This is a genomic window from Thermosphaera aggregans (genome assembly GCF_014962245.1).
Lineage (GTDB): Archaea > Thermoproteota > Thermoprotei_A > Sulfolobales > Desulfurococcaceae > Thermosphaera > Thermosphaera chiliense.
Genome location: NZ_CP063144.1, coordinates 880,597 through 900,602 on the forward strand (window position 1 = coordinate 880,597; position 20,006 = coordinate 900,602).

Here is a 20,006-nt window from a genome sequence, read left to right on the forward strand (position 1 = left end):
ACTAGTCCTCTACTATTCCATTAATGTCGTGGAATACAAGGCTGGTGGCATTGGCAAGCGAAGCATCTCCACTGGAAAGGGTGAAAGCATATATCCTTAATGTTGAACAAGCATTAAACGCTGTCTCGGCACAACCTGTCAGGGATGAAAAAGTGGATAAATTAGTATTGCTGGCTAAATCTTACCTCTCAGATGCTAAATACTATCTCGAACAGAACGATTTCTTCACAGCACTATCCTGCATAGCTTACGCAGAGGGGTTATTAGACGCTATTAAATACTTGGGGCTTTTATCCTTTGAATGGAGGGCTCTCTCGGAACTTTTAAAACGTAGAAGAGTCTTAGTGGCGGGAAGCTTTGAATTCCTCCATCCCGGACACCTGTTTTTATTAAGGAAAGCATGGGAGCTTGGAAGCGTGACAGTTGTTGTTTCTCGTGATAAAAACTTCAGGAAATTCAAAAACAGAACCCCTTTATTGCCTGATACTGTTAGAAGAGAGATTCTTGAATCCGTGAAATACGTTGATAAAGCGGTATTAGGTGATGAAGAGGACTTCCTGAAACCCATTGTAGAGCTTAAGCCTGAGATAATCCTTCTCGGACCGGATCAATGGATTACTCCTGAAGAGCTGAAGGAGAGATTGAGAGAAAGGGGCTTATCAGATGTGGTTGTTTTAAAACTTGAAGAAAGAGTTGGGGAGTGGAGTTCCACCCGTATAGTAGAAGTGCTTAAGAAAATTGCGTGTAATTACTCGCAGGATGTGCAGGAGGATTCTTTCAAAAGCCATTGAAGCCTTTTCTCTTTCTCGTTTTCAAGGGTTTTAACAAAGTCTTTTATCATATTCACCAGCCCGTTTTTATCCACGTTTGGATTATACCCAAGGTGATTGCTAGATACGAGATAGCCATCATAACCCCACTGTCAAGTCCTGTAGCAATAAATCCTGCAACTTTACCTTCCAGCAGGCTTCTACCTTTATGAAAGATCATATGCTCCATGCTTGTTAACCTGTCAATAAAGTTCTTCAAAACCCCGCTAGGGGCGTACCAGTACACAGGCGTTGACACGATCAATCCATCTGCTTCCAGCAACATGCTTGCTACATTGTTGAAATCGTCATCGCTTATAATACATGGAAACTTACAGTACTTGTTTCCATCCGAGACGCATCCAATACACGGCTTAATATTTTTCTCATAAAGATGAACGAACTCAGGTAATCCGCCGCCGTCTACAACACCCTTAGCGGCAACAATTAATAACTGGTTCGAAGACCCGTAGCTTCTCGGAGACGCATTGATCATTAATATTTTCGGCTTGGATGTTTTCAATTGGAACCACCCAGACTAATGGTATCAGGTAAAAGCTAATTTAAAATTCAGACTTTGTGATACCTCACTACCTATTGACCCTGTTCAGGTTCACAAGTGTTTAAAAGGAGAATTCAGCAACGCCAACCGTCTTCATGAATCTGACACGGGTTCGCTCATCATTCAGGTTATGATAATGTGTTATTAAGGATTATAAATTAATAACAATGTGATGCGAGTGATTGAGATGAGCATTAACTTCCATGAAGTAAAGAAGAAGCGGGAGGAGTTTTGGAATAGTAGCCTGGTTTACAAGGCTATTCACGACAGGTTGGTAAAGCAGGGTTATCACTTAATAGGTACGATTGGAGCCGTTAAAAGATGCCACTGGACAAAGGAAGCAGTAGTTAGGAAGAGATTCTGCTACAAGTGCTTATGGTACGGCATTGAGAGCCACAGGTGCATTCAAATGACCCCTGTCGCTGCATGGTGCTGGAACAGGTGTCTACACTGCTGGAGGATTCAGCCAGAAGATGTTGGAATGCATTGGGATGATACTAGGCCGCCGGTTATAGATGACCCGGAAGTACTGGTTGAAGAAAGTATTAGGGTCCACCGCGAGATAATGGCGGGATATAAAGGGAATCCCTCCGCTGATCAATTAATGGTTGAGGAGGCTTTGAAACCTAAGCACGCGGCCATAAGTTTAACCGGTGAACCCCTGCTTTATCCACGCCTATCCGAATTGATCGAGGAATATCATAAAAGAGGCCTCACCACATTCCTTGTCACTCATGGTACAAGGCCCGATGTTTTAAAATCCCTGGTTAAGGAGCCATCTCAACTCTACATTAGCATAGAATCATGGGATAAAGAGTCATACGAATACTTTAACAGACCCCTGGTTCCAAGGGCTTGGGAGCTCTTCCAGGAAACTTTAGAGCTAATACCTTCGTTTAAATCGCCAACTGTTTTCAGATTCACAATAGTTAAAGGGTACAATGATAACGAGAAGGCTTTAGAAAGCTTCTCCAGGTTCGTGGAGAAAGCCCAGCCAACATACATCGAGGTTAAAGCATACATGTTCCTAGGGGGGAGCAGGGGACGGCTTGAGCATTCCAACATGCCCAGTCATGATGATATTAGAAATGTGGGAAGGATTCTGTCAGAGAAAACCGGCTACAAGTTATTGAGCGAAAGCATTCCGAGCAGGATCGTTCTCCTAAGCCGAATCGATAAGCCAATAAGGCATGGAAAAGGCTGCCCTGACGGTGTCGAGCATCCAGAGAAGTACGCTCCAGCCTTCTCGAAGGAGTATGAGGAGCTTACGGATTAACCGAAGATTTTCTTACATGATTCTTCGGAGAAAGACTCTCTTATTATTTGAGCCTGTCTAACAATACCTATCTCTAAGTCATCCAGCGTGAAAACAACGGAGGGGATTATCTTGTGCTTATTTAATAAGGAGAGACAGACTCTTTTGTGACCGTCTAGAACATAGTATGAATGATTGATCCGGTATACTAGAATGGGTTCTTCAATTTTAACTTCTTTATTCAGGCTTCCACCCAGAAGCATCTGAGTAGGCTTCAACACGTCAAGTCTTACATTCTCAAACCATACTCTCGCTATTCTTCCATGAAGCTCTTCTAGAAAATGAATAGTATTGACCATGTGTCTCCAGGTGAGTAAGGACTCAGGCGTGTCAACAGGGTTTACGAATTTAATCTTGTATAGAGGTGTCGAAAAAACAGGCTGGTAGCCGGCTGCATTAATTAAAACAGCTCTAACATGCTTTCTCATCCATAGAGACACTAATGCTCTGTGATGACCGTCTATGATGTACTTGTATGCGTTTTTTCCAATAACCACTATGATCGGTACATCATAGGATTCAAACAATGTTTTTTGAAGCACGAGACCCAGCTTATCGGCTTCTATATGGGTCTGAGTCGTGTATAATTCGAACGGGTTAACGAATCCTTCACCCATGATAACTGGGCTTAGATTCTTCATATTCAACAATGAAAGGGTGTGCAAGGTTTTCCGCTCTACGTCTCTCCTGTCAGACAGTTTCAGCCTATTATGACTCGACAAGTCTTAACTCCCTGCCAGCATAGAGAATGACTAATGCTTCCCTACGCATCTCCTCCAGCAGTATTTTCTCAGTATCGCTTAGCTTCTCAATGTCGCTGGTTTTTAAAGGAAACTTTCTTTTAAACTGGTCGTAAAACGACCTTTCAACAATGAGTTTACCTATCCTAACTATCTTACCTTCATACAGCATTCTTTCAAATAAGCTTCCCAGTACTGCTTGAGCATCATTGAACGATAAAACAGGAGATGGTAGCATTTTACTCTCCTTCCTCGGCTCTGTCAAATAATTTAAAGCTTTCCGTAACTCCTCAATTTCTTTCTCAATCTTTGAAAGTCGTTTCTCAATAGCATCAAGCCTTAATCGTGTCTCATCCGCGATTGATTCGAGAGTGCTCTCAGGAAGTGATTCTTCCCCCTCTTTAATATGCTCCTCTGTCAATTTTTCTAGTTGGGCCGGGGTCTGCTGCGCTTTCTCAGCGCTTTCACGGTGCTGAATAGTCTTGGAAGCGATGTACTCTAACAGCCTGCTTCCTCGCTCTGTCAACACATATCCATTGCCTGATTTTTCAACATAGTTATCGTTTTTCAGCTTGTATAGTATTTTTCGAACAATAACCGGGGAGAGACCTGTAGAGTTTGATATGTCTTTAATACTTGAAGCAGGGTAGGTGTTTAAGTACTCCAGGATAATGTGGGTATACGTCCTTCTAGAGCTCAACACTTTTCCCAATTTAATAATGCTGGTAAAGCGCTTATATAGATGTAGCTTCCTATTTTCGAGAAGGAAAGGCTCAGATAGGATTTAAAAGGATAAAATCCATTAAAGATGTTAGATAAACCTAACAGGTGCTTTCAATGAGCGGGTTGTTCGACCAGGAAACAGAATCCGAACTTAAAAACATATTCGCTAAATGGCCCAGGAATCTAAAAGACACCTTGATAATTGATGAAGATAGGCATGAAGGGCCTCATTCACATGAAAACCCTCTTGACCACTGCCACACTTGTGACGATGCCGTGATGCTGGTTAACGAGTTGGCCAGGATAAGCGAGGGGAAGCTTAGATTCAACATTATGAAGAAAGCTGAGGCTAAGGAGTATAAACCCCGATATCTCCCATCATTCATATACGACACACCGTCAAGGAATGTGCGATACTATGGTCTCCCAAGCGGGCAGGAATTCGCCCCATTCATATTTGTACACGAATACATAGCAACTAACGCGCTGAAGCTGCCCAAGGAAGTGATCGAGGAGGTGGAAGCGATCGATGCACCGCTTCACATCAAAGTATTTGTAACGCCGGAGTGCCCTTACTGTCCACTCGTAGTGGACTTCGCTAACCAAGTCGGCTTAATAAACCCCAACATTATTGTTGAGACCATTGAGGCTATGGAAAACCCCATTGAAGCAGATTACTACGGGGTACAATACGTTCCCTTCGTAGCCATCACCAGGGTTGAAGACTATTACAGATACGGTGCAAAACCGGTTGAAGTGATACCAGGGTACCTACCCCCTGAAGAAGCTGTAAAGGTCATATCGAGAGCTGCCAGGAAATTGAAAAGAAGCTAGTTAGGGTGTTTCAGTCAGCATGAGCGTATCAACCCGAGAAGAAGAGTATATTGAGGTAATATACGAGCTCCAGGAATGCGGTAATTTAAAGATAAGGGAGATCGCGAGAAGGCTTGGCGTTAGACCAAGTAGCGTGGTGGAGTTTTTAAGAAAGCTGGAGGAGAAGGGTCTCCTAGAATATGAGAAGGGGGGAAGGGTCCAATTAACAAGCAAGGGCTTAGAACTCGCTAAATCTCTTGAAGCGAAACATCAATTGCTGTACAAGTTTCTTATCGCATTAGGAGTTCCAAAAGAGATTGCTATAAGAGATGCGTGTAAAATGGAGCACTACCTCCACCCTGAAACAATAGTTAGGATAAAGGAGTTTCTAAGCAAGTGCAACATGGGAGAGCTAAAATAGTTTTACACTATTAAGGTTTTTCTCCATTTCAACCACAATTCTAACAGGATCCTTCCCAGCGAAGCAGTACCATTTCATCTCGTCAAACTCCAACTCTTTCAACCCGTTGAACAATAAATGTTCAAAACAAACAAGAGCCAGCTCATCCTCCATAAGTGAATCCTTAACACTTTTTCTCTGAATTTTATCCAACCTTACTACCTCCCTGTATTGTCGTGATAAGTAGATTTCAACCTCATAGGATAATCCCCTCTCAGTTATACACGAGAAAACCACTCTCCCCTTAACAGCTTCTTGGATAGACGTATGAGAGAGGAATCTACTGATCGCGTCGAATAATCGGTCAACGCACTTGAAGCCCGCCACTTTTCTAGAAACAACAGATGCAGGGTTTACATTGTCATACTCGTAGAATTCTGAGACTGCTTGTAAAGCATCGTTTACGGGAAGTCCTTTCAAGAGAAATCCTGCTAGTAGCCCTATGAAAATTCTCTCATCCACCGCTTCACTGGTGAGAAAACCTGTCAGTTCGCTGGATGAGGAACCGGTGTAAAACAAGCCGTTGAAGGGTTTGTTAACGACGATGCCGCCTTCATCGCCTATACGGTACTCTTCTCCACGAATCTTAACTATCCATGTGTTTTTTATCCTGTATATAAGATTCTCGCGAGAATCGCAGTTTTCGACAACAGGTTTCACACCGTTCATCATTAACCCGTGTGAAATGTTTACAGCATCATCTAAGGAGATGCCTTCGATGCAAACACTACTCATGTCGATCACCCCTTCATCTTGTACAGAGTCGGATTTACGAGGAGAACGCCTTTGAGCATTCTCAAATTGTCGATGAATTCTGAAACCCGTTTACCCTCACCTTTAACGATGATGTTTAACATGCATGTTTCCTCATCTAAATGAACGTGGAGTGTTGAAACAACTATTTCCAGGAATTCATGCTGAAGATCTGTTAGTTCGCTGTCAATGTTTTTCTTGCCATGATCGTAAACCACATTTATAGTGCCAACCACGGCCCCCTCTTTCAAAGGTTGGTTTAGATACATGTACAGCCTTAAGGCTTCTTGAACAAGCTTGCTCAAACTCACGTTTTCCCCTTTAGAAGAAAACTTGGCAATCTCCTCGTAGATGTCGGCCGGTATGTAAACTCCTATTTTAACCCCCTTCATTAACTCCCCCGTCTGAATAGCATGATATAAAAGCTTATTCAAATATTTGTCGAAATAGGGATGACCGCAGCCCTCCTGAAAGAACCCGAAGGATGTTTGATTCACGGACCGGGGGACCGGATATTTCTCCAGTAATACCGGCTAAACCGGTTTAAAAAAAGTATCCTTCGGATAAGCTACTGGTGAGTTAAATGCTAAATGTTAGTGAAAAAATAATATCGAGAGCAACGGATTTAACGAATCTTTTAATGCTGAAGTATATTACGATGCTTGAAGACTTGAAAGTCTATGAGGCTGAGGTAGAATCCTCGGATATGAGCCCGGAGGATAAGGAAGCAACTCTTTCTATGATTAACTTGTTGAAAAACATTGTTGTAAAAGAAATTTATTCCCTTGCTGCGGAAGGATTATTTACCGGTACTAATACGCAGGAGGAGAGCGTCGCGCTCTGATCATCTAAAATCACGTTTTTATTATCACTTACTTAATAGATTATTTTTGATGAATTAGCGAGGTGTATCTAATCTGGAATCTTTTATCAACATTTTGCTCGGAGGGAAAGTCAGTCCTGATAAAACAATGCTACTTCCCGTTGACATTCATCCTTTCGTCGTACCAACAGTAATAAGCAGGTTGAAGGAAGAGCTGGATATCACCGATTTCATAATCATCACGCGTAGGGAGACGGCTGAAAGCATAAGGAACGTGATGGATAGTTTTCCCTCAGACGTTAACATATACTTCGACAACATAATGTCGAAAAGCCTGTTGAAAGATAATATTTTTGAAAACCTGTTTTTGACGAGAAGTCTTATTAAATCCCTTGAAGGCAAGCTAAACAAATTATACATTGATATATCAGCCATGTCTGGTCCTTTCGCAGGAGGAATCATGGAGGAGAAGAATCGTTTAAATATCGAAATCGTTTTCACACACGTTGACATAATACCTCTTCCAGGATTACCCCCATACCCATACAGTCCTAGATGGGTTCACAAACTCTATATTCACGGAAAAGTTGAACCAGCCCAACCATCCAATCAGAGCAACCAGTACTTGGACCTACCTCGCGAAATAAGATGGCAGGGTAGCAAGTACGTATTCATGGAGATATCCAATATCCTAAACAGCATTACAGGTAAAGGGCTGGTTGAATCATTCTATGAAGGACAGAGGCATGTCCCGAGCGAAGGAGATAGGTTAAGCATTTACGCTTCCCTACCGGGAAGTGATGAGAAGAAACTACTTCTAACCATGGATACTAAAACCGGTCCTTCCGAAGAAGCCGTGACTATGATGTATGACAGCTGGAAAATCATATCGAACATGATACATGAGCAGAATAGTGATGTTGATAAGACATTGCTAGATAGGGTTCTGATGCAGATTCAGAGATACACTGGAGCTGTGGACTTGATTGTTAAAGAAATGAAGCCTTCACGTGTTGAAATACGTAGGGATGATCAAACCAGGGAGCACAGAGAATATAAAGGCTGGAAGATTCACAGCTTCCTCATCGACCTGGTTAGACAGGTTAAGAAGCCTATCGGTCTTCTCCCAGACACCAACATGTTTTATCAAGGATTCCATGTGACCTTGTTAAAGGCGAGCATAAAGAACGGTCATCCCTGGTCGTCAATAGATGGTTTAAGAATTTACATACCGATCTGTGCTGAAGCAGAGATTAATGGAAAAGTCGCTGAGTCCGCGGGAGAGGCCAAAGGTTTATCCCTATACTCCTACGTAATGGCTTTGCTCGCTAATAGAGCTATTGATGAAGTTAAAAAGTATTATGGAAGTTTTCAAATACCGGCTGTTAGCCCTCCATGCGAAGCATCAATAGCTGTTGTAGCCCAGAATATCCACGAAGAGAAGGCCATATTAATGACTGCCGATAGGAAGGCTTACAACGCGTGGCAAACCATAAATGTCTGCAGCGATAAAGTTCTCTGTGTCTACGTGGGTCATCAACACAAGACGATAAACATTGATGGATTGTTCTCAAAGTACTATGCTAGCATTGTGCTCGCTAACCTACTATATGTTAGTAGCTTATTCGTAAACCTGGATATTGTTTCAACACAAGACAAGCTGAGACTAAGTCTCGAAAGCTTGAAAGGAAGCAATGCACCCGTAGTTAAAGTTTCCCGTATCTTAACCTAAGCCATTACCTTATATTTTTTATCAAAAATTCTTTAAATACTGAACGTTCATAATATTGTTCAGGGAGCTTCATGAAACCCCTTGTGAAATTGATGACCCTGCTAGGGCTCCCCCCGGTAGCGGGGATAATTCTGTCGGTCCTACTAACTAGCGGGACGCCTCTCGATCTTACTGAGCTCTCTAGAAAGACAGGTTATGCTAAGAGTCATCTATCGCAGACTTTGAAACTACTCTATGCAAGAGAAATCGTTGATTTCTATGTTGAAAGAAAGAAGAAATACTTCATAGTTAATAATCAGGGATTGTTAAAAGCGCTGAGAGAGCACATCAACAATTTAATTGATTCCTTAAACCAGCTTGCAAACCTCACTGAGAACCCGGAGTTTCTGAAACTTTACTTAGAAACTTTCAGGGATATAAAAGGTGAACATAATGTTCGACGCTAGTGTTCCAGTAATCCTTATACCCAGCGCTGATGCCTCTCGCCTTTATGATGCCTTGTTGAAGATAAGCATTAGAGAACGCAAGAAAAGGCTATCCATTTACATCTGGTTGAATGGTGAAAACATTGAAAAACAGGTGGAAAAGTTAAGATCAATTATAAGTTTAAACCATATATTAACATTATCGTTCTTTGTTCTGCGCTCGAATCTAGAGGTTCTTAAAAAACACAATCCTAATCGGATTTACATTGTTTTCCCCGAGACACGTAAAGAAGTAGCACTAAGCATAGCTGGGCAGCTCTCTGAGATGAAAACAGAGGTTGTGGAGGTGGAGATCCCTGGGTTATGAGATTGTTTTAACATCCGATAGGACAATGATGAGTAATCATCATGGAAGAGAATTCTTAGGATTCGTCGCTACAGCGCCGCCTATATTTCTACCTGAAAGCTTATGGATGTATATTGCATCACCCAAGGTTGAAGTAGACGATGAGGGAAAGCCCAGGGAGGCACCTTATGGAATGAGAAAGATCGAGGCGGTTCTTAAAGAAAAAGGCTTCAAGGCGTCGATCATTGACCCTGATCATTTGGGAAAGCACCTGGATTCGATGAAGGTATTAATGCTGAGCCACCACGATTACTTTGGCTATGGCCCTCCAACCAGCGAATGGTGGAGTTTAACTGGGAAAGAACCGCTGAACCGGAGAAGCTTTATTAAGTTAATGAGCAAGCCGGAAGTCCGCGAGGCGAAGAAAAAAGGCGTGAGGATCATTGCTGGCGGTCCAGCAGCTTGGCAATGGCTTTACGAGGTGAGGAAGTTCGTAGAGTGGGGTATTGACACAGTAGTAGATGGAGAGGCTGAAAAAATCATCGTCGACCTGGTTGAGAAAGCATTAAATAACGAGCCTCTCCCGAAATACGTTTACATAGGATCGGGTGATGTCCCATCCGTTGACGAAATCCCCATTATTAAGGGAGGAAGCGTAAATGGGCTCGTGGAGATAATGAGAGGTTGTCCGAGAGGCTGTAAGTTCTGCAGCGTCACCTTGAGACCCCTCAGATTCATACCGCTGGATAAGATCGTGAAAGAAGTCCAGGTGAATTTAACCGCGGGGGTGAAGGGAACGATTCTCCACAGCGAAGACATCCTCCTCTACCATGCAGACGGCGTTAAACCCCGTCCAGAAGCTATAATCAAACTCCACGAGGAGGTATTGAAACTCGTGGGAGAAAACGGCTCGTTCGCATGGTCTCATGTAAGTCTATCGGCTTTGAAATTCGCGGAGGAAAATCATGGGCTTATCTCGAAACTTATGCATGAGTATATTCTAACAGACTCTAGAAGGTTTATCGGGGTGGAAGTCGGTATTGAAACAGGCTCTCCGAGACTGGCTCAGGAAATAATGCGTGCCAAGTCACTCCCCTATCCCATAGAGGACTGGCCCGACGTTGTCGAAGACGCTTTCAAAATAATGCATGAAAACTCTATCATTCCCGCAGCAACAGTTATTCTAGGATTCCCAGGCGAGACAGGGGATGACGTGGTTAAAACAATTGAGCTAATAGAGAGGTTGAAAAACTACAGAAGCCTCATAGTTCCAATGTTCTTCGTGCCAATGGGGTCTTTAAAGAGTGGAGAATGGTTCATCAGAGACCACTTGAAACGGGAGCATGTGGATGCGCTGTTGAAAATTTACAATCACTCCATATACTGGGCTGAAGACATTATGAACAAGTATTACTTGAAATCCCCTGCTAATCTCCCCGTGAGACTGCTGCTCAAATTCTTCATACGATACGCTAGAAGGCAGGTAAATAAGTACGTTGCAAAAATTGAAGAATATATTAAACAGTAGTGATTTTAAAAGTGTCAACGAGGATAAAATGAAAGTAATAGGGGGAAGCAATGAACACGTTTTACATTACAACACCCATATACTATCCCAATGGCCCGCCACACATAGGGCATGCATATACAACAGTTTACGCTGACGTGCTTGCAAGGTTTGCCAGGCTTCTTGAAAAAGACGTTTTCTTCTTAACAGGCAATGATGAACACGGGCTGAAAATTCAGAGATTCGCGGAAAAACTAGGTAAAACCCCTAAGGAAGTTGTTGATGAAATGGCAACAGTGTATAGGGATTATTGGTTAAGACTGAATATCTCGTATGACTACTTTATCCGCACAACGGATAGTGTTCATGAGAAGGTTGTGATGGATAGTTTCCGAAAACTATATGAAAAAGGCTATGTGTACAAGGACAAATATGGCGGGTTCTACTGCGTAGAGTGTGAAAAATACTATTTACCTGGAGAATACGTTGAAGTGGAGGGCAAGCCTTACTGCCCCATTCACAACAAACCCTTGGAATACTTAGAGGAGGAAACATATTATTTCAAACTAAGCGAGTTTAAGGATTTCTTGCTTCAGGTTTTAAGAAACGATAAAATTGTCTATCCTGAGGAGTATTCCCTTGAAGTTACTTCTAGAATAGAAAAAGAGGGTTTGAGAGACATATCTATTGCAAGGCCTGTTGAAAGGGTTTCATGGGGCGTCAAAGTACCTTTCGACCCGAGTTACGTGATATACGTATGGTTTGATGCCCTATTGAACTACATAACTGGGGCAGGATATGCCACGGATCCCTCAAGGTTTGAGAAATATTGGGTAAACGTCCACCATGTTGTTGGGAAAGATATTTTATGGTTCCACACAGCTGTTTGGTTCTCAATCCTTAAAGCACTAGATATTCCTCTGCCTAAAAAAGTCCTTGTACACGCGTTCCTGATAAACAAAGGTTTGAAAATCGGTAAGAGCGCTGGAAATGTTATTTCGATAGATGATCTGCTTTCAAGATACAACGGCCCTGACGGAGTTAGATACATACTATCTCGAGTATTCAATATGAGCAAAGACAGTGAGGTTTCATTCGAATTAATGGATGCCATATACAACGATGAATTAGCAGACACGTACGGAAATCTTGTCAGAAGAGTGGGAGCCCTAGCAATGAAGAAATTAAAGGGTAAAATCTATAGAAGAGAGGTTGATAAGAAGCTGAATGAGCAGATAACCCTCAGGCTGAACACCTACCTTGAGCGCATGGGGAATTATGACGTGCCAGGCGCAATTATTGAAATAATGGAGCTTTTAAGAGAGGGTAATGCTTACGTTAACAACACCAGGCCTTGGGAGAAGGAGGATCCTAGCAAGGAGCTTTACAGTCTACTAGAGCTTATTAGGGTTTCAACAATAGCGTTGGCTCCCGTGATTCCTAATGCCGCCTCGAAAGTGGCTGAGGAGTTTGGGTTTAGGATTGAAAATCCTGCAAGAGTTCAGCTAGGAGTGCTTGAAAGATACAATATAAGAAATGCTCCTATACTTTTCAAGAAAGTAATGCCACAGCGGAGTACGTGATTTAAGGGATACTTGGAATGAAGTATTATCTTGCAATAGATCTCGGCGCTTCTAAAACTAGAATAGCAGTTTGCTCGAAAGGCTCGATTATTGGAAAAATCGTTGAGACAACTCCTAAACAAGGGGATGAATACACTATTGCGAGATTTATTTGGGAAGGCGTGATGAAACATTTTCCTGAGTATATTGAAAATATTGAAGCCGTAGGAGTAGCGTCCATTGGCCCCTTGGACGTAAAAAGAGGCGTAGCCGTGAACCCGACGAATCTCCCGTTTAAAGAAATAAAACTTCTAGAGCCTTTAACAAAGTACTTTAAGGCAAGGGTTATAGTAGCAAACGATGCCGTGGCTGCTGCATGGGGCGAGAAAAACTACGGCTTGGGAAAACCGTTCAGAAACCTCATATACCTCACCCTAAGCACCGGTATTGGAGCGGGAGTCATAGTTGACAACCATTTGCTGATTGGTAAGGAGGGCAACGCACACGAGGTAGGCCACATTGTTGTCGACTTCAATTCCGAACTAGAATGTGGGTGCGGGGGAAGGGGGCACTGGGAGGCTTTTGCAGGCGGGATAAACATTCCTAGAGTGGCTAAATGGCTTGCTTCAAAACACGGGATTAATTCAGACTTGCTCGAATTTTTAATGAAACACCCCGAGGCCACTGCAAAAGATGTTTTCGAATACTACAGGCGGGGAGACCGTCTAGCCGAGCTGGTAGTTGACTTGTACGTGAAAGCCTCGAGGGCAGGTATAGCCTCCATAATAAATACTTACGATCCGGAGCTCCTGGTCATAGGGGGCGGAGTGTTTCTTAACAACCAGGACATACTCTTCGAGAGAATGTTAGACGGGTTGGAGAACGATGTTGTAACTTCAAAGCCTATCATTAAACCAACAGGCTTCGGAGATGATGTTGGCTTATACGGTGCGTTAGCATTAGCGGTTAATCCTCCACGCGAGCTTGTCGAAGTACAGGGTATTTGACTATTTAATTTTTACAGTGAACGCTTCAACTAAAGCCGCTAGAGCCAATATAAGCAACCCTACTATAAGTAGCCTCCAGGAGTTAGGTCTTCTCCAAGTAAAGGCAAAGGTAATGAAGAATGAATAACTAATCAGTTCAAGGATCGCATGTGGCATGATCAATAAGAGGATTGGACTGTAATCTCCCATTGCTAGCTTTTCAGGGGTTAAAGTACCTATTACCAGTCCAGCATTGTTAACACCTACGCTCATCGGAATCGTGCCTAAACAAGGTGTAATTGATGCTAAAGCGATCCCCATGTTGTTCAGGAAGATCGCACCGGACAGGCTAAGAACCGGTAAATCCTGGAGAGATGAAATTCCTTGCAAGGACTCCCTGAATATTAGAGAATACGTCCTGTACCCTGCTACACCTATCATTATTGACAACATTATCATTAGATAAATTAATCCCGCATTAACAAGGAGAATCCTAGATACGCTATTATTCCTGAGTTTTAGATTCACAAAACTCCATGCAAGGCCTATGCCAAAATTCATTAAAAAAATCGAGGGCAACCCAAGATATCCTAGCACAGCGTGGAGTGAGCTGAAGGTTAGAAGAAGACCTATGAAAAACGCTAAGGGCTTTGCAGGCTCGTAAACTGTTGTTTCATACTCTATCCTAGGAGGAGGGTTAGGATGGGTGGCATGTACTCTTTCAATGTGACTATTATAGGTTTTCACTACTCTGAATGATTGGTAAATTAGATAAGTGCCAAGAGTTAGGAAAACAAGCGCTATTTCAACAATGATGCGCTCCGTGAAGAAATACGGTGTGAGTTTCTTACCCAGTAGGGCCTCTTCCTCATCGATCATGTGGTCTCTAAGCGTTTTTTCAACCAAGCTTATAATTATAGGGTATGAAAAACCACCAGTGACAAGTGAGAGTACCAGTCCCGTAGCCGGTGAAGGTATCTTAGCCTTTGAAAGCCTGTTTTTCAGGTAGTATAGGGATGCGTTGAAAGACCCTCCTCCTAGGAAGTAGTATGTGGTTACTCCGCTCGTGTAAAGATGGTTGATCACTTTATCCAAGAGGATATACGTGCTTACACTAGAGGAAAGCAGTGATGCTATGAGGAATGAGGAAACGATCGAAGACGTGAATAGTGTGAGGTTTAAGGATAATGCTTCCACCAGCATTAACAAAGCAGATAGAATAAAGCCCGTGATGAACATCCCGGGGAGTACGTGAATGAAGGAAGTGATCTTGTCGAATTTGAAAGACCGGACAAGGGGCTCTAACTCTCCAGCCGTTTGCTGTATCGTCTCGCTTGACATTTTCCCACCCATTTTAAAGTTAAACCATTATATTATTAAATCTTGGTGATTCAATGGTTAAAGCCTTACTCCTTCACGGGGGTGCCGGCTCCTGGAGAGAATCTAAGGTTAAGGAGAATGCTGTTGAAGCGATCAGGAATTGCACGCTTGAAGGATGGAGAGCGTTGAACACCACTAATAACAGCGTGGAGGCAGTAATCTCTGCTGTTGCTTGCATGGAGGATTCGGGCTATTTGAACGCAGGCGTTGGATCGGTGCTTGACCTTCACGGAGGTAGAAGCCTTGATGCTGGAGTAATGAGTTCCAATGGGCTGTTAGGAGCCGCCGCAGGAGTGAGAAGGATTAGGAACCCGATTAAACTCGCAAGAATCATTGCTGAAGAGACCCCGCACGTGTTGATTGTTGGTGAGGATGCTGACAACTACGGATTGCTCCGTGGCCTACCCCTGCTACCTCCTCCCCCGTTACATGTATATGAACGATATATCGAGTCGTTGAGAAAACTTCTTTCACACGAGGTAAAAACCGAGTATGGTGGAAAACTGGTCGAATACTTGGTTAAAAACAGTAGTGTTAAACAAGCTTTGAAAAAAGTTGCTGATGTCGGAGACACTGTGGGAGCGGTCGCGATAGATGATAACCAGGTTTTAGCAGCTGCAACAAGCACCGGGGGAGTTTCGTTTAAACTACCTGGGAGAGTGGGGGATTCACCTATCCCCGGTGCAGGTTTCTACGCATCCAACAATATAGCGTGTAGCGCTACAGGTATTGGAGAATATATTATAAGGGCAATGCCTTGTTTGAAGGCCCACCTTGAATATCCACGGTTTGGGGACGCTTGGAAAACAGCTCGCAACGTGCTAAGGGAGGTAACGGAAGCTGTTGGAAGCGATACTATGGGCTTCGTCCTAGTTGATAACAAGGGGAGAATAGCGTATGCATATAATACGGAGGCTATGTTGATCGGCTATGTTACTGAAAACGGCGAAATCGTCGTTGATGAGAAGCCTCCACAATATCTTGAGAAACCGTTCTAAGGGTAATTGTATGGGTAAAGCTTTAATTCTTGACATAGATGGGACAATAATACCTTTCCTGGTTGACTTCGAATCCCTAAGGGAGAGGGTGAGAAGACTTCTAGGGGTTAATGAAGAACTTAGACCACTGGGCCTCTCGCTGGAAAGGCTGAACGTGCCTGAGGAACTGAAGAATCAAGCATGGGAGCTTATTGAAAAGGAAGAGCTTGAATCAATAAATAGTTTAAAACCAAACGATTACGAGGAAAACGTTGAAACCATTTGCAACCTTCACCAATCGGGTTTTAAAATAGCAATGGTAACAAACAGGTCGAGTAAAACAGCAATCGCTTTGCTTGAAAAAATCAACCTGAAAAACTGTGTTGACCTGATAATTACGAGAGAGGATGGGCTGGATAGGAGGCGACAACTTGAAAAAGCATTAGGGTCTCTTAAAGCAGGATGGGCAGGTTTCCTAGGGGACACTGTTTACGATGAAAAAGCTGCCAGGGAGCTCAACATACCTTTTCGGAGAGTTATATCGCATAGAATGCTTCCCTCTCTCATTAAGGAACTAATACAACAAGGCAGGTGACAAGAATGGTGTTATTTAAATATTTATTAGCACTATTTCACTTAACCAGTGGGGATTAGCATGGTTACGCTCCTAGAGCTTTTCATAGAGTTCGCGAAAATAGGGGCGATCATGTTCGGCGGGGGGTACGGCGGCATCTCACTTCTCTATAAAGAGCTAGTGGAGATAAAGGGTTGGATCAGCGATCAAGAGTTCGTAGAAATTTTGGGAGTTGCGGAGAGCACACCTGGGCCGATAGCCATCAACTCTGCTACCTGGATCGGTTACAAGCTGGGAGGTATTCCCGGCTCACTCTTAGCAACTCTCGGAGTGATCACAGTTCCATACTTCGTGATTATGGCGATAGTGCTGTCTCTCTACCCATACATGGAGCACCCCGTGGTCAGGACTGCGTTCAGAGGGATTAACGCGGCGGTAGTGGCCTTAATTCTATACGCATTAATCAGCGTGAGCAGGACGGTTTTGCTTGAGAAAAATACGGGAATGATAAACTTTGTAGCACTTGGTATCTTCCTGATAGCATTCATAATCCTTTACGTGTTGAAACAGCACCCCTTTGTCTCAATAGTGATTTCTGCAGGGTTAAGCCTGGCTTTGAAATTCCTTTTCGGAATATGAAATTGTTAAAGTTTTTCAACAACAATATTTTAACATAACCCTTTGTGTTAGAAAAGTATTTATATATTGACGCAGGGAATACGTAAAACTGGATGGTAGTAATGATTGACGAATCCCTCCTATACATGGCTATTAAACACGCCTCGGAGCTGGGAGCAGAATATGTTGAGGCAAGGTTTCAGAAGGACTACGGGTTCGCAGTGAGCCTTCGGAATGGAAAAATCCTTGGAGCGGGGTCGAGCAGGAAGAGCGGGGTCGGCATTAGAGTTCTTGTAAACGGATCCCTCGGCTTTTCATCAACAAATATCATCGATCGAGAAAACGTTTTGGAAGCCGTTGAAAAGGCTGTGGCCAGGGCTAAATCGCTGAGCAGTCTAAGGAAAAACCCTATCAAGTTCTCTAATGAGCGAGTTGGGAAAGCGTCTTACCAAGTAATGGTTAAGCGGAGGCTCGAGGACTTGGTGGTAGAGGATGTCGTGGAAATGGGTTCATCCCTCTACAATACTCTTACAAAGGAGTTGACGAAGGCTAAAATACCAGTTTCAACATTCAGCTTTGAAACCCATACCCAGGAGAAGCTGATAATTACAAGCGAGGGCGCGTTCATCCACTCTATTGTTCCTAGAATATATGTTGATTCGAATAATGTGCTGTTTAGCCCTGAAAAAGGAACACTGCAGAGAATGGTTAGCTTCGCGGCATCAGGAGGGTTAGAGCTAATTGATGAGTGGAAACCTGTTGAAGCTATTGTGGACGAGATGAAGCGGTTGGAGAATGTGCTAGTAAATGGGGTCCAACCCCCTAGGGAGAAAGTGGATGTAGTAGTGGGTTCGGAGATAGTGGGGCTTCTCGTCCACGAGTCTGCGGGACACCCGATGGAGGCTGATAGAATCCTGGGGCGTGAAGCAGCGCAGGCGGGAGAATCCTATGTGAAGCCCGAGATGATAGGCTCGTTCCGGATTGGCAACGAGTATGCAACGGTTATAGAAGACCCCACTATCCCGGGAGGCAACGGTTTTTACCTTTATGATGACGAAGGTGTTCCCGCTAAGCCGAGATACCTGTATAAAGAGGGGTTGATTCACGAGCCTCTTCACAACAGGCACACAGCCTTCTTGTTCGGCACCAGGAGCAATGGAGCTGCGAGAGCCATGGATTACGCTTCCGAGCCCATAATAAGAATGAGCAACACCTATTTCAAACCCGGAGACATGGGCTTCGAGGAACTTATAGAAGACATAGAGTTCGGAGTTTACCTCAAGTCCTATATGGAGTGGAACATCGACGATGTAAGATGGAATCAGAGATACGTGGGATTAGAAGCATACTTGATAAGAAACGGAGAGCTCGCAGAGCCTGTAAGAGACCCTATATTGGAAATTACGACGCAGGGATTCTACAGTAGCATAGTAGGGGTTGATAAAAACCTAGTATTCTACCCGGGGACATGTGGAAAGGGCGAGCCTTCCCAAGGTGTCCCCGTATGGTTTGGAGGGCCCAATGTTAGGTTGAAAAAGATCACGCTGGGGGTGAGGGCTTAATGAGCATGGATCTCGAGCTCGGACGCAAAATAATTGAAAGCTTGAGGAGCAGGTTTGACGAAGTAGCGGTAAGCATTGTTACACGTGACAACGTGATGGTGAAGCTGTGGAATAGTGAGCCTTCTGTGGTTCAAAGCTGGAAGATCACGGATGTAATGTTAAGGCTTGCAAAGAATAGGAGATTATTCCTACTTGAATACTCGACAAGAGATCCGGAGGCACTCCTGAAAGATGTTGAAGAACTGCCCAAGATGGCTGAGAAGATCGAGGAGGCTGAAATATATGCCCCGTTACCGGATCCTGGAGTTGTTAAACCTGTTGAAGGGGGAGTCGACCCCATTGCGTTGTCAGCTAGAAACGAGCCTGGAAAGCTAGTATACAGAATGATTGATGCGGCTTTAAAATACAATGTGGACCGCGTAGCCGGCACTCTCACGCTCGGCTATGAAACCAGGGCCGTCCTTAATAGCAAAGGATTTGAAGCGTCTGAATCCAAGACAAGCGTCGAAGCGTATTTACGAGCTTTCAAAGGAGAATTCAGTGGTCATTGGGCTTATGGAGGGACAAGGCTGAACGAGCCGAAGCTTGTTGAAGTAGGCGACCGTGCCGGGTACCTAGCAACGGTTTCTAACAGGAAAGTGGACTTATCACCGGGCAAGTACACTGTCATCCTATCCCCTCTCGTGGTTGGAAACCTGGTGAACTATCTCACCTTTATGGCCTCTGCTATGGCGGTGATAATGGGCTACTCGATGTTCCTGAAGTACAAACCCGGTGAAAAAGTTGCTGCTGAAACTTTAACGCTCCTAGATAAACCTAGGGATCCAACGCTCCCAGGTTTCGCATCATTCGATGACGAAGGGGTTGAAACTTTTGATAAACCAATAATTGAAAACGGCAGATTGGTGAGCCTCCTGCACAATGTTTCAACAGCCAGTAAAATGGGTGTTAAATCAACAGGTAATGCTGGATGGATGTTCCCGCATCCATGGAACCTAGAGCTCTCCCCTGGAGAGCTGAGCGAGAAAGACTTGTTCAAAGACGTGGAGAAAGGAGTGTTCTTCTCAAACAACTGGTATACCAGGTATCAAAACTACGCTGAAGGCGTTTTCTCAACAGTCTCCAGAGACGCCACCTTGTATGTGGAAAATGGAGAAGTAGTCGGCCAGGTAGGCAGAGTGAGGCTTTCAACATCATTCCCAATACTTTTAGCCAACACTACCGGGTGCACCAGGGAAAGATATGATGTCATGTGGTGGGAGGTTAGAACTCCCTCCAGAATACCCTTCTTAGTTGCCAAAGATATAATGGTAACGCGTCCAGAAATCTAGTGAAGGTT

The 20,006-nt window shown here is 43.7% G+C and carries 22 protein-coding genes; 16 read left to right on the forward strand and 6 right to left on the reverse strand.

Features of this window, described 5'->3' with window-relative positions; translation table 11 throughout:
• The first annotated feature begins 23 nt into the window (after positions 1–23).
• Positions 24–791 carry a DUF357 domain-containing protein gene (locus IMZ38_RS05060; RefSeq protein WP_193435819.1) on the forward strand — a complete coding sequence of 256 codons (768 nt, stop codon included), beginning with the start codon at positions 24–26 and terminating at the stop codon, positions 789–791.
• A 52-nt stretch (positions 792–843) separates the two neighbouring features.
• Here the strand turns inward: IMZ38_RS05060 and IMZ38_RS05065 are convergent, their stop codons facing one another.
• Positions 844–1,332 (reverse strand): flavodoxin family protein, encoded by a 489-nt coding sequence (locus IMZ38_RS05065; RefSeq protein WP_227410830.1) that lies wholly within the window; start codon positions 1,330–1,332, stop codon positions 844–846.
• 226 nt (positions 1,333–1,558) lie between these two features.
• Here IMZ38_RS05065 and twy1 point away from each other — a divergent pair, with 226 nt between their 5' ends.
• Positions 1,559–2,647: a 4-demethylwyosine synthase TYW1 gene (twy1, locus tag IMZ38_RS05070; RefSeq protein WP_193435820.1), complete on the forward strand. Its 1,089-nt coding sequence runs from the start codon at positions 1,559–1,561 to the stop codon at positions 2,645–2,647.
• On the opposite strand, the gene IMZ38_RS05075 is transcribed toward twy1, so the two are convergent.
• Both IMZ38_RS05075 and IMZ38_RS05080 read right to left on the reverse strand, forming a co-directional pair.
• Positions 2,644–3,408 (reverse strand): nuclease, encoded by a 765-nt coding sequence (locus tag IMZ38_RS05075; RefSeq protein WP_193435821.1) that lies wholly within the window; start codon positions 3,406–3,408, stop codon positions 2,644–2,646. The genes twy1 and IMZ38_RS05075 overlap by 4 nt on opposite strands.
• Positions 3,395–4,126, reverse strand: a complete 732-nt coding sequence (locus IMZ38_RS05080) for a winged helix-turn-helix domain-containing protein (RefSeq protein WP_193435822.1) — start codon at positions 4,124–4,126, stop codon at positions 3,395–3,397. The genes IMZ38_RS05075 and IMZ38_RS05080 overlap by 14 nt, the downstream gene beginning before the upstream one ends.
• Before the next feature lie 137 nt (positions 4,127–4,263).
• Between IMZ38_RS05080 and IMZ38_RS05085 the strand changes: the two genes are divergently transcribed.
• Both IMZ38_RS05085 and IMZ38_RS05090 read left to right on the forward strand, forming a co-directional pair.
• Positions 4,264–4,983: a thioredoxin family protein gene (locus IMZ38_RS05085; RefSeq protein WP_193435823.1), complete on the forward strand. Its 720-nt coding sequence runs from the start codon at positions 4,264–4,266 to the stop codon at positions 4,981–4,983.
• Positions 4,984–5,002: 19 nt separating this feature from the next.
• The gene (locus IMZ38_RS05090; RefSeq protein WP_193435824.1) at positions 5,003–5,383 is read left to right on the forward strand and encodes a metal-dependent transcriptional regulator; all 381 of its coding nucleotides are present in this window, start codon (positions 5,003–5,005) and stop codon (positions 5,381–5,383) included.
• Here IMZ38_RS05090 and IMZ38_RS05095 read toward each other — a convergent pair.
• Both IMZ38_RS05095 and IMZ38_RS05100 read right to left on the reverse strand, forming a co-directional pair.
• The gene (locus IMZ38_RS05095) at positions 5,375–6,157 is read right to left on the reverse strand and encodes a hypothetical protein (protein ID WP_193435825.1); all 783 of its coding nucleotides are present in this window, start codon (positions 6,155–6,157) and stop codon (positions 5,375–5,377) included. The two genes, IMZ38_RS05090 and IMZ38_RS05095, sit on opposite strands and share 9 nt — an antisense overlap.
• 5 nt (positions 6,158–6,162) lie before the next feature.
• Positions 6,163–6,567 (reverse strand): CopG family ribbon-helix-helix protein, encoded by a 405-nt coding sequence (locus IMZ38_RS05100; RefSeq protein ID WP_193435826.1) that lies wholly within the window; start codon positions 6,565–6,567, stop codon positions 6,163–6,165.
• A gap of 191 nt (positions 6,568–6,758) precedes the next feature.
• On the opposite strand from IMZ38_RS05100, the gene IMZ38_RS05105 reads away from it, so the two are divergent.
• From IMZ38_RS05105 to IMZ38_RS05135, 7 genes are all read left to right on the forward strand, one after another.
• Positions 6,759–7,019, forward strand: a complete 261-nt coding sequence (locus tag IMZ38_RS05105) for a hypothetical protein (protein ID WP_193435827.1) — start codon at positions 6,759–6,761, stop codon at positions 7,017–7,019.
• 94 nt (positions 7,020–7,113) lie between these two features.
• A complete protein-coding gene (locus tag IMZ38_RS05110) occupies positions 7,114–8,730 on the forward strand; it encodes a hypothetical protein (RefSeq protein ID WP_193435828.1) in 1,617 nt (538 codons plus the stop codon).
• Between the two features lie 71 nt (positions 8,731–8,801).
• Positions 8,802–9,176, forward strand: a complete 375-nt coding sequence (locus IMZ38_RS05115) for a hypothetical protein (protein WP_193435829.1) — start codon at positions 8,802–8,804, stop codon at positions 9,174–9,176.
• A complete protein-coding gene (locus IMZ38_RS05120) occupies positions 9,163–9,522 on the forward strand; it encodes a hypothetical protein (protein ID WP_193435830.1) in 360 nt (119 codons plus the stop codon). The genes IMZ38_RS05115 and IMZ38_RS05120 overlap by 14 nt, the downstream gene beginning before the upstream one ends.
• 25 nt (positions 9,523–9,547) lie before the next feature.
• A complete protein-coding gene (locus tag IMZ38_RS05125; RefSeq protein WP_193436929.1) occupies positions 9,548–11,029 on the forward strand; it encodes a B12-binding domain-containing radical SAM protein in 1,482 nt (493 codons plus the stop codon).
• 50 nt (positions 11,030–11,079) lie between these two features.
• A complete protein-coding gene (metG, locus tag IMZ38_RS05130; RefSeq protein WP_193435831.1) occupies positions 11,080–12,591 on the forward strand; it encodes a methionine--tRNA ligase in 1,512 nt (503 codons plus the stop codon).
• A 17-nt stretch (positions 12,592–12,608) separates the two neighbouring features.
• Complete coding sequence (locus tag IMZ38_RS05135; RefSeq protein WP_193435832.1) at positions 12,609–13,577, forward strand: ROK family protein; 969 nt, start codon at positions 12,609–12,611, stop codon at positions 13,575–13,577.
• On the opposite strand, the gene IMZ38_RS05140 is transcribed toward IMZ38_RS05135, so the two are convergent.
• Entirely contained in the window at positions 13,578–14,897 is a 1,320-nt protein-coding gene (locus IMZ38_RS05140; RefSeq protein ID WP_193435833.1) for a hypothetical protein, read from the reverse strand.
• Positions 14,898–14,950: 53 nt separating this feature from the next.
• Here IMZ38_RS05140 and IMZ38_RS05145 point away from each other — a divergent pair, with 53 nt between their 5' ends.
• From IMZ38_RS05145 to IMZ38_RS05165, 5 genes are all read left to right on the forward strand, one after another.
• Positions 14,951–15,934, forward strand: coding sequence for an isoaspartyl peptidase/L-asparaginase (locus IMZ38_RS05145; protein WP_193435834.1), 984 nt, complete (start codon positions 14,951–14,953; stop codon positions 15,932–15,934).
• 10 nt (positions 15,935–15,944) lie between these two features.
• Complete coding sequence (locus IMZ38_RS05150) at positions 15,945–16,508, forward strand: HAD family hydrolase (RefSeq protein ID WP_193435835.1); 564 nt, start codon at positions 15,945–15,947, stop codon at positions 16,506–16,508.
• Between the two features lie 60 nt (positions 16,509–16,568).
• Positions 16,569–17,126, forward strand: coding sequence for a chromate transporter (locus tag IMZ38_RS05155; protein ID WP_193435836.1), 558 nt, complete (start codon positions 16,569–16,571; stop codon positions 17,124–17,126).
• 101 nt (positions 17,127–17,227) lie between these two features.
• Positions 17,228–18,667: a TldD/PmbA family protein gene (locus IMZ38_RS05160; protein ID WP_193435837.1), complete on the forward strand. Its 1,440-nt coding sequence runs from the start codon at positions 17,228–17,230 to the stop codon at positions 18,665–18,667.
• Positions 18,667–19,998, forward strand: a complete 1,332-nt coding sequence (locus tag IMZ38_RS05165; protein WP_193435838.1) for a TldD/PmbA family protein — start codon at positions 18,667–18,669, stop codon at positions 19,996–19,998. Before IMZ38_RS05160 ends, IMZ38_RS05165 begins: the two co-directional genes overlap by 1 nt.
• The last annotated feature ends 8 nt before the right edge of the window (positions 19,999–20,006 follow it).